Below are 10,363 nucleotides of genomic sequence, written 5' to 3' on the forward strand. Positions count from 1 at the left end.
CCAGTCATGCTCTGTACGTATGTACGCAGCATTTACCCCTGTTTTCTTCCGTTATAGGAAACAGCAGCTTTCAAAGCTGACCTGTTTTCGGGCATTAAAAATCAATGGTAATGGAAACAGCAAAGTTTTTGACCGCAGGACGAAACTATTTCACGAAATCGTGCTTCTCTGAACCGTGTACCCTGTTCACGGAACAATGGGTGTTTTCACTGTTCCAGACCAAACCACACAAAACGGCAAAGTGGGATATGGTCATATATGGACAGGACATCACAAGCGAAATTCTGAACGGATTTCGGAGATTGCAGATTTTTCACTGTTCGGTGCATCCACTCCACCTTGGAGCGCAGAGGTTGCACCGACACATGAACTGAATTATGGAGGATTTTATCAATATGAATATACGCAACGAAATAAAGGCACAGATCATCCGTGCCGGGATGACCATGCAGGAAGTTGTTGACCTGCTCTCGGACGAGTACGGATGGAGCGACAGCGTTTCCAACCTGTCCGCAAAATTACAGCGGGAAAGTATACGATACAAGGAAGTATTGGAGCTTGCCGCTGTGCTTGGTTACGACATCGTATGGCGGAAAAGACGGGAGAAGTGATACCCCGGCAACAGCCCTCCGCATCTCCCGTCCCCATAGGCGCACCGCAGTGCTGCCCATGGACAGGCAGTGAAAGATACGGTTTTCGCTGCCATCGTCTGCAAGAAATGTTCCGCAGAACAGCTTCATGCAGACGGGCTGACCAAGGTAAAAGGCGCAGACATTTTGCCTTGGTCAGCAGAGGTCACCGCAGTGACCGCATTCCCCCTCGGGAGAGCCCTCGGAGAGCCCACGGCACTTTGTAGCCAGCATGGATGAAAGTGTAATAGTGGGTTATTACACTTTGAAAAAGTGCCGTTCCTCAGCCCTCCGCTGTCTGCAAATCTTAAAGAAAGGACAAAAATCTATGGCAAGAAATGATGGAATTGATCGTACCTTAGCCAGAAATCAGGACTTGGAAACTCCGGATGATGTGACAAAAGTACAGGAACACAATGAGCGTGAAAAAGACCGTTATTCCAATGTGGACATCGTGCCGGAACGTACTGCGCTGAATGTTCACTTCAAGTCTCCCACTGACGATTATGTAAAAATGTTTGAGCAGATGGAGCAGGACAAGATCATCTCCACCAGAGGGCTGAAACCGGATGCCGTCAAATATGGCGAGTTGGTTTTCGATGTGAACTCCGCTTATTTCTACAACCACGGCGGCTATGAGTTTGCAAAACAGTTTTATGCCGATGCCTATAAAGCCGCCGTGGAGATCGTGGGCGGTGAGCAGTATATCCTCTCCGCTGTAATGCATGCCGACGAGCGCAACCGGGCAATGTCGGAAGCTCTGGGTGAGGATGTGTACCACTATCACCTTCATGTGGTTTATATCCCGGTGGTGGAGAAACAAATCCTGTGGTCGAAGCGATGCAAGGATGAATCCCTCCGGGGAACGGTAAAGGAAACGATCACACAGGTCAGCCGCAGTAAGAAGTGGGAATCCAAACCCGTTCTTGATGAAAACGGAAATCCTATGTTGAACGCAAAAGGGAAAAAGATTTTGAAGTCGTCCTACAGTGTGCTGCAGGATGACTTTTTCAATTTCATGCGAAACGCTGGTTATACCGATGTAGAGCGTGGAGAATGTGGCAGCACCGAAGAACATCTGACGGTGACACAGTTCAAGGTACAGGCCGAACAGCAGCGTTTGGAAGCTGTGACCGGACAGGTGGCACAGGCCGAGCAGAGCTTAGCGGATGCCAAAGCTGCCACGGAGAAGCAGAAAAAGAAACTGGAAGCTCTGAAAAAGGAAACTCAGGCTGCTAAGTCTGTTGCTATGACTGCACATGAGATTGAGTCGATGGGCAAGAAAAATCCCATTACGGGAAATGTTACCATGACGGCGGATGAGTGCCGCACGCTAAAGGATTATGCGGTCAGCAGCTTTGCGGAAAAGTCTGAGAAGCTGAAATACAAGCAGAAATTCGAGCAGGCAGATAAAAACGCAAAGATATGGAAAGACCGTTTTGAAAAACTGAACAAAGACTATGAGGAGCTGAAACAGAAAGCCCAGCCTTTCCTGGATGCGATTGAGATTGCATCTGAAAAGGTCTGGGCTTTTATCAATGCCATCCTCGCCAGGGGAAAGGAACTGTATGAACACAAACACCCTGCCCGCAATCGTGGACAGGACATGGAAATTTAAGAAAGGAACTATTTGCCTATGAAGAAAACCGTAGATGAAATTAACAAGATGATTATGGAAGATGCCCCGATGGAAGAAATCAACGATGCCATCGGCTATATTGATATTTGCTCCTGCTTCGATCCGATTTTTGAGCCGCCTATTGATTTTCTGGAAGAATGCCGCAAGCGTTGGGAAGCGGCACAGTCCTCTTTCTGCAAAACCATTGAGTGCAAGATCGGAAACACATGGTATGTGATTGAAACGGAGTGTGATGGAAATGAGCCACTTACCGACAAGGTAAAACGGCTCATTTTTTCTGACAAGGGGGTGATTTGTTAATGACTGCGACACAAAAGCATGATATAATTCCAATATGCACAACGGTACTGTCGGCTGACCAACCACCGAAGGAGGATATTATGTTGGATCAGCAGAAAATTACCATTCTCTATTGCCGTCTGAGCAACGAGGATGCCCAGGAAGGCGAGAGTAACAGTATCGCAAATCAGAGAGAGTATTTAACCCGATATGCCCGTGACCACGGGTATACAAACCTGAAAATTCTGGTGGATGACGGTTATACGGGGACGAACTTCAATCGTCCCGGTGTGCAGGAAGGCTTTGAGCTTGTCAAGCAGGGGCTTGTGGGCTGCTGGCTGGTCAAAGACCTCAGCCGCTTTGGTCGTGACTATCTGACTGTTGGACAATATACGGATATTATCTTTCCGAGTTATGATGTCCGCTTTATCGCTATAAATGATGGCGTAGACAGCAACCGGGGAGACAGCGAGGGCTTCGCCGCAATCCGTAATCTGTTCAACGAGTGGTATCCCCGTGATACCAGCAAGAAAGTCCGTGTCAGTTTGCGGCAGAGAGGAACCAGTGGGAAGCACATGGGCAAACCGCCCTACGGATACCGCTGTGACCCGGAGGACAAGGATCACTGGATTCTGGATGAAGAAGCGGCTCCGGTAGTCAAGCTCATCTTCGACCTTTGCATTGACGGCAAAGGCCCGGAGCAGATTGCAAGGATTCTGGAAGAAAAGCAGATTATGACCGCAAAGGCACTCTATGCCAAGCGAAAGAAAAAGCCGATGCCGGAAAGACCGTACCACTGGGGCAACCAGTCCATTGCAGGGATTTTGGAACGGCAGGAGTACACAGGCTGTACCTGCAACTTCAAGACTTATTCCAAGTCCTACAAGCTGAAAAAGCGGATTCCCAATGAGCCGGAGAATATGTTTTATCTGCCGGACACACAGGAAGCGATTGTATCTCAGGCACAGTTTGACAGGGTGCAGGAACTGAGGAAAAACAAACGCCGCCCCGCAAAAGCGGAACGGCAGGGATTGTTCTCCGGGCTTCTGTTTTGTGCCGATTGCGGCGGCAAGCTCCACTTTGCCACAAGCAAAAGCTTTGAGGGCAAGCAGGATCACTACGTCTGCAACAACTACAAGAGCAACCGTGGTACTTGTACTGCCCACTATATCCGGGAAGATGTGCTTCGTGAAATCGTTCTGGAACGCATCCGGGCAGTCAATGAGTATATCCGAAGCGATGTGGACGGTTTTCAGGAGGAATGGCTGCAATGCCGCAGGACTGACCAGGAGCGCAGCATCCGGGATGACAAAAAGAAGCTGGAACAGGCAAAGAAACGCCTTGCCGATCTGGATGTCATCATCGCCCGGCTGTACGAGGACTATGTTCTTGGAAATCTCAATCAGGACAGATACAGAAAGATGTCTGCGGACTATGAAGCGGAGCAGGAACGGTTAAAGCTCGAAATTGAAGTTATCGAAGAATGGGTGGAACAGCGGGAAGAAATGAACGACGGTCTGGATGCCTTTATCGCCCTGACACAGAAATATGTGGATGTGGAGGAGCTGACACAGACCATCGTGAACGAGTATATCAAGAAAATCATCGTCTATGCCCCGGACAAATCCAGCGGCAAGCGCAAGCAGAAAGTGAAGATTTTCTTCAACTTCGTGGACGATGTAGATATTCCCGTTATTTCCGAGCCTATCATCACGCAAACAACCTATGAACACAGAAAAACGGCGTGACCTTCGGGTCACACCGTTCTCTGCGACAAAATAGTTACTTGTCACTATTAAGCCTTGGTTTTCTGGGGTTTTCCTTTTGAACCGGTTTGACACAGTTTAGCACAACGAGACATCTTTTGAACCAGTTTTTATGGGTTAAACATGGGTTAAATCTCGAAATGGGTTAATTGATGGGTTAAATTATGGGCTAAATCCAGGCTGTTTTTTCCTTGGAGAAGGTCATCTTTTTGGAGGGTAAATGGTCCCGCCTTCTATCGAATTGTTTTGTCCTGATTTGACCTAATTTGATTAAAATAAAATAAATCTAATCGCCAAGCGTTCAGTGTTTTTTACTGGGCGCTTTTTGTGTTTCCGGGGGATTTCATTCCGGGATAAGAAAAGGCCGTCACTTTCAGTTTTTGAAGTGGCGGCTTTTTCTATTTCCAGAAGCCATAAAACAATTCAGAAATGAGGTGAAGTCATTGAACACGCAAATCATCGCCATCGCCAACCAGAAAGGCGGCGTTGGCAAGACAACCACCTGCGCGAACTTGGGGATCGGGCTGGCACAGGCCGGAAAGAAAGTGCTGCTGATCGACGGGGACCCGCAAGGCAGCCTGACTATCAGCCTGGGCCATCCCCAGCCGGACAAGCTGCCCTTTACCCTGTCCGACGCGATGGGCCGTATCCTGATGGACGAGCCGCTGCGTCCCGGTGAGGGTATCCTGCACCACCCGGAAGGCGTTGACCTGATGCCCGCCGACATCCAGCTCTCCGGCATGGAGGTCTCCCTGGTGAACGCCATGAGCCGAGAGACTATTCTGCGGCAGTATCTGGACACGCTCAAGGGACAGTATTCCCATATCCTGATTGACTGTCAGCCCTCCCTGGGTATGCTCACGGTCAACGCCCTGGCCGCCGCCAACAGGGTCATAATCCCCGTCCAGGCGGAGTACCTGCCCGCCAAGGGCCTGGAACAGCTGCTCCAGACCGTAAACAAGGTGAAGCGGCAGATCAACCCCAAGCTCCAGATCGACGGCATATTGCTGACGATGGTGGACAACCGCACCAACTTCGCCAAGGAGATCGCCGCCCTGCTGCGGGAGACCTATGGCAGCAAAATCACGGTTTTCAAAAGCGAGATTCCCCATTCTGTCCGGGCAAAGGAGATCAGCGCCGAGGGCAAGAGCATTTTTGCCCACGACCCCAATGGCAAGGTGGCCGAGGGGTACAAAATTCTGACCCAGGAGGTGATAAAACTTGAAAAGCAGCGCGAAAAAAGTAGAGCTGGCTCCATACGATGACTTGTTTTCCACCGAGGAAAGCCGCCAGGATGCCAAGCTGGAAAAAGTACGGGAAATCCCGCTGTCTGAGCTGCATCCTTTCAAGAACCACCCCTTCAAAGTCAAGGATGACGAGGCCATGATGGAGACTGCCGACAGCGTTCGGCAGTATGGTGTTCTGGTTCCGGCTATTGCCCGCCCGGACCCGGAGGGCGGCTATGAGCTGGTGGCCGGTCACAGGAGACACCGAGCCAGTGAACTGGCCAAGAAAGAAACCATGCCGGTCATTGTCCGGGACCTGGACGATGATGCCGCCACCATCATCATGGTGGACAGCAACTTGCAGCGGGAAAGCCTGCTCCCCAGCGAGAGAGCTTTTGCCTATAAGATGAAGCTGGAGGCTATGAAGCACCAAGGTGAGCGCATGGATTTAACTTGTTCCCAAGTTGGGAACAAGTCTGCTGGAAAGAAGTCCAGTGAGCTTTTGGCTGAACAGGTCGGCCAGAGTAAAAATCAGATTTTCCGCTATATCCGCCTGACAGAGCTGATCCCCGAACTGCTGGATATGGTCGATGAAAAGAAAATTGCTCTCAACCCGGCCTATGAGCTGTCTTTCCTCAAAAAAGAGGAACAGCGGGACTTGCTGGACGCGATGGACAGCGAACAGGCCACCCCCTCTCTTTCCCAAGCCCAGCGGCTCAAGAAATACAGCCAGGAGGGGTATCTGACCCTCGATATGATGCGCGTCATCATGGGCGAGGAAAAGAAAAGCGATCTCGACAAAGTGACCCTTTCTGCCGACATCCTGCGGAAGTATTTTCCCAAGAGCTATACGCCCCAGCGGATGCAGGAGACCATCATCAAGCTGCTGGAGGGGTGGCAGAAGAAGCGCCAGAGAGACCAGGAACGATGAAAGGAGCCGCCTATGAGGGATATTTCAGCCCGTGAGCTGAAAGGACACAACATTTTGGCCGTGGAGCGTTTTCAGGACAACACCCGCTGGATGATCGAGTTTTCCATCCTGCGTCCCTGCTCCTACGGCAGCCCCGGCGATGAAATGCGGCTGTTTCTCACGGAGGACGGGTATCAGGCCGCCCTCGTAAGCCGGAAGCGCCGGGAAATCAAAATCAAGCGGTATGCCCGCGTGATCGAGGGCCATGTCCTCGACTTCAAGCCGGACAAGCGCCGCCGCCACCCGTAAACCTGCCACTACCCCGAAAGGAAAGGAATGAATATGTGTACTGTCCAGAGCATCAAGGATGCTATCCGGGAAAACTGCCAGTCCCAATATGACATGGAATCCACCGACATTGACCGGGTTTTGCAGACCCTCCCGTTTTCTCAGGAACCGGGACCATTTTCTAAGCCGAAATCGCAAAGGCCGCTGTATTGGTTCCACGCAAGAAAATATGAAAAAGTGTAACCGCCACAATTCTTTTTACAGGATTGTGGCTTTTTTCATGCCCTGAGAACAGAAAGGAGTGAAGTCAATGGCGGTCTTTCGGATTGAAAGAACCCGCGACTATACGGTAATGAGCAATCATCACCTGCGGAACCATGAATTGTCGCTGAAGGCCAAGGGGCTGCTTTCCATGATGCTGTCCCTGCCGGATGACTGGAACTATACCACCCGTGGCCTTGCGAAAATCTGCAAGGAGGGTGTGGACGCCATCGGCGGTGCGCTGCGGGAGCTGGAAACCGCCGGTTACATCGTGCGCCACCAGCTGCGGGACAGGCAGGGCCGGATCAGCGACACCGAGTATGTCATTTATGAGCAGCCCCAGCCCCGGCAGCCGGAAACGCCCCAGCCGGATACGGATGTACCAGATACGGCTTCACCAGATACGGAAAACCCGTATCTGGATAAACCGGATACGGAAAAGCCCGCAGAATTAAATATAGAGAAATCAAATACCCAAAAATCAAGTACTCATGGATCAAGTACCGATTCCATTCCCTTCCGGGAGCCAGCGGCGGTAAGACCGCCGGAACGGAAAGAAAGGGATGCGATGTCGCTCACAGAGATGGAAAGTTATCGGGATTTGATTCTGGAGAACATTGAGTATGACCACCTGTGCCGGGAGTTTACCACCTACCGGGAGGACCTGGACGAGATTGTGGAGCTGATGGTGGAGACCGTCTGCGCCAAGCGGAAAACCACCCGGATCGCTGGCAGCGACTTCCCCCATGAGGTGGTCCGCTCCCGTTTTTTGAAGCTGGACTGCTCCCACATCGAGTTTGTCATGGAGTGCCTGCGGAACAATACCACCGAAATCCGCAACATGAAGCAGTATCTGCTTGCGGTGCTGTTCAATGCGCCTACCACGATCAGCAATCACTACACCGCACAAGTCAACCACGATATGTACGCAGGCGGCTGGTAAACAGCCGCTTTTGTACTGCCCGGACACACCGGGAGAAAGGATTTTGCCATGAAACGACCTCTTGCCTACATTACGGCTCCCTGGAGCAACAGCCAGTATGAGAACGCCGAGAACGCTGCGGCCTACTGCCGTCAGGTGTACGACGCCGGGTATTCGCCCATCTGCCCGGTGCTGTTCCTGCCCACCTTCCTGAAGGACGAGATTCCCCAGGAACACAAGGATGGGCTGGATATGGCGCGGGACTACCTGCGCCGGTCCCATGTGCTGGTGGTCTGCGGCCACGGCATCGACGAGACCGTGAAGAATGACATCGCCACCGCCGAGCGCCTGCGGATCACCGCTACCACCCTGGACGGCATCCTGACCGTGAAGGGCCAGGGGCGCGGGAAAGGAGGTGCGCGCCATGCCTGAGCGTAAGACCGTGGGCCAGCTGATGGAAGAAATGCGCCTCAAGGCCGGGGCGCAGAACTACCACGGCCACGAATACATGGATTTGCAACGGTTTGCCGAGGACACCCGGCACATGATTATCTTCGATGTGCTGACCCACGATTCGCCGGTGGGCTGGAAAGGCGAACGGACCCGCCTGTTTCTGACGGAGGCCGGATACCAGAAAAGCCTGGAGAACCAGGAAAAGGGCCATATCAAGATTCTCAGCCATGCCAAGGTGCGCCAGGGGCATCTGTACTATGACCACTCCGACCAGCTGCGTTGAAAGGAGCCTGCCATGATGAAATACCTGCTGCGGCGGCTGGTGGTCCCGCCTTAGTATCAAGCGCCACCCCTGCAAAATCCGCGGAAAGGAGGCGATGACCTATGCAGGAGGAAGTGGAAAACAGGACTTTGACGCTGGTAGTCAGCGGAACAAAGTTTACCGGGCGGCTGTTTAAGGCCGCCATCACCAAGTACCTTGCCCACCGCAAGGAAAAGAAGCTGCAAAAGCAGAAAAGCCGGGATACCCCCGTGATTCCCCACGGCAAACAGACGGTGAAGCAGCTGATCGGCCAGAATCAGGGCGTTTCCAACATCGAGATCACCGACCCCTCCATCAAGGAGTTTGAGAAGATCGCCCGGAAATACGGCGTTGACTATGCGGTGAAGAAGGACCGCAGCAGCTCCCCGCCCAAGTACCTGATCTTTTTCAAAGGCCGGGATGCGGATGCCCTGACCGCTGCCTTTACCGAGTACACCGGCAAGAAGGTCAGAAAGGCGCAGAAAACAGAGCGTCCGTCCGTGCTGGCAAAGCTTAGCCAGTTCAAAGAGCTGGTGAAACACGCCGTCGTGGACCGGAACAAGCGGAAGGAGCTGGAACGATGAAAAAGCAGCTTGACATCAAAAAGCTCCTTTTGCTGAATATGCCGTATATCCTGATGGGACTGTTCGCCACCAACTTCGGTGAAGGATGGCGGATGGCCGTAGGTGCGGACGCTTCGGCAAAAATGCTCTCGTTCTTCTCCACGCTGCCGGTGGCGCTGGCCAGCTGGTGGCCCAGTCTGCATCCGCTGGACCTGCTGGTGGGCCTGTGCTGCGGCGGTGGCCTGCGGCTGGCGGTCTATCTCAAAAGCAAGAACGCCAAGAAGTACCGGCATGGCATGGAGTATGGCTCCGCCCGATGGGGAACCCATGAGGATATTGCACCTTACATCGACCCGGTATTCCAGAACAATGTGATTCTGACCAAAACCGAGAGCCTGACCATGAACAGCCGCCCCAAGGACCCCAAGACTGCCAGAAACAAAAATGTTCTGGTAATCGGCGGCTCCGGTTCCGGCAAGACCCGGTTCTGGCTGAAGCCTAACCTGATGCAGATGCACAGCTCCTATGTGGTCACAGACCCCAAAGGCACCATCCTGGTGGAGTGCGGCAAGATGCTCCAGCGCGGGACGCCCAAACTGGGCAAGGACGGCAAGCCCATGAAGGATAAGCACGGCAAGGTCATCTATGAGCCTTACCGGATCAAAGTCCTCAATACCATCAACTTCAAGAAGTCCATGCATTATAACCCCTTTGCTTACATCCACTCCGAAAAGGACATCTTGAAGCTGGTCACAACGCTGATTGCCAACACCAAGGGCGAGGGCAAGGCCGGGGACGATTTCTGGGTCAAGGCGGAAACACTTTTGTACTGCGCCCTCATCGGGTATATCCACTACGAGGCCCCAGTGGAGGAACAGAATTTCTCCACCCTTATCGAGTTCATCAACGCGATGGAGGTCCGGGAGGATGACGAGGAGTTCAAGAACCCCGTAGACCTGATGTTTGACGCGCTGGAGGCTGAGAAGCCAAATCATTTTGCGGTCCGGCAGTACAAGAAGTACAAGCTGGCCGCCGGTGTTGTATGCTCTAAAAGACTTCTTAATCAAGCGGTTGGGAAGTCTCTTAGAACACACAACCTAAAACCGAAGAAAGGAGCGCAAGTTAT

At 52.4% G+C, this 10,363-nt stretch carries 13 protein-coding genes; all 13 read left to right on the top strand.

Annotation, left to right across the window (positions count from 1 at the left end; all coding sequences use genetic code 11):
* The first annotated feature begins 395 nt into the window (after positions 1-395).
* Positions 396-611, top strand: a complete 216-nt coding sequence (locus NI20_RS0113080) for a phosphoribosylglycinamide formyltransferase (protein ID WP_033121832.1) — start codon at positions 396-398, stop codon at positions 609-611.
* Positions 612-957: 346 nt separating this feature from the next.
* Entirely contained in the window at positions 958-2,247 is a 1,290-nt protein-coding gene (locus tag NI20_RS0113085) for a plasmid recombination protein (protein WP_033121833.1), read from the top strand.
* A gap of 18 nt (positions 2,248-2,265) precedes the next feature.
* Positions 2,266-2,568 (top strand): hypothetical protein, encoded by a 303-nt coding sequence (locus NI20_RS0113090; RefSeq protein ID WP_033121834.1) that lies wholly within the window; start codon positions 2,266-2,268, stop codon positions 2,566-2,568.
* Complete coding sequence (locus tag NI20_RS0113095) at positions 2,568-4,295, top strand: recombinase family protein (protein ID WP_033121835.1); 1,728 nt, start codon at positions 2,568-2,570, stop codon at positions 4,293-4,295. Before NI20_RS0113090 ends, NI20_RS0113095 begins: the two co-directional genes overlap by 1 nt.
* 461 nt (positions 4,296-4,756) lie before the next feature.
* On the top strand, positions 4,757-5,578 hold the full coding sequence (locus NI20_RS0113100) for a ParA family protein (protein WP_033121836.1): 822 nt from the start codon (positions 4,757-4,759) through the stop codon (positions 5,576-5,578).
* A complete protein-coding gene (locus NI20_RS0113105) occupies positions 5,535-6,470 on the top strand; it encodes a ParB/RepB/Spo0J family partition protein (protein WP_033121837.1) in 936 nt (311 codons plus the stop codon). The genes NI20_RS0113100 and NI20_RS0113105 overlap by 44 nt, the downstream gene beginning before the upstream one ends.
* A 12-nt stretch (positions 6,471-6,482) precedes the next feature.
* Positions 6,483-6,758 (top strand): DUF5720 family protein, encoded by a 276-nt coding sequence (locus NI20_RS0113110; RefSeq protein ID WP_033121838.1) that lies wholly within the window; start codon positions 6,483-6,485, stop codon positions 6,756-6,758.
* A 27-nt stretch (positions 6,759-6,785) separates the two neighbouring features.
* A complete protein-coding gene (locus tag NI20_RS15775) occupies positions 6,786-6,980 on the top strand; it encodes a hypothetical protein (RefSeq protein WP_033121839.1) in 195 nt (64 codons plus the stop codon).
* A 67-nt stretch (positions 6,981-7,047) separates the two neighbouring features.
* On the top strand, positions 7,048-7,941 hold the full coding sequence (locus NI20_RS0113120) for a DUF6017 domain-containing protein (RefSeq protein WP_033121840.1): 894 nt from the start codon (positions 7,048-7,050) through the stop codon (positions 7,939-7,941).
* Positions 7,942-7,989: 48 nt separating this feature from the next.
* The gene (locus NI20_RS0113125) at positions 7,990-8,352 is read left to right on the top strand and encodes a hypothetical protein (RefSeq protein ID WP_015537377.1); all 363 of its coding nucleotides are present in this window, start codon (positions 7,990-7,992) and stop codon (positions 8,350-8,352) included.
* Positions 8,345-8,656 (top strand): DUF5720 family protein, encoded by a 312-nt coding sequence (locus NI20_RS0113130; protein WP_033121841.1) that lies wholly within the window; start codon positions 8,345-8,347, stop codon positions 8,654-8,656. The genes NI20_RS0113125 and NI20_RS0113130 overlap by 8 nt, the downstream gene beginning before the upstream one ends.
* Positions 8,657-8,757: 101 nt before the next feature.
* Complete coding sequence (locus NI20_RS0113135) at positions 8,758-9,258, top strand: PcfB family protein (protein ID WP_002576352.1); 501 nt, start codon at positions 8,758-8,760, stop codon at positions 9,256-9,258.
* A partial coding sequence (locus NI20_RS0113140) for a type IV secretory system conjugative DNA transfer family protein (protein WP_242843004.1) occupies positions 9,255-10,363 on the top strand: 1,109 nt, incomplete at its 3' end. The genes NI20_RS0113135 and NI20_RS0113140, both read left to right, overlap by 4 nt.

The organism is Oscillibacter sp. ER4, assembly GCF_000765235.1.
In the GTDB taxonomy this organism is placed as follows: Bacteria; Bacillota; Clostridia; order Oscillospirales; family Oscillospiraceae; genus Hominicoprocola; species Hominicoprocola fusiformis.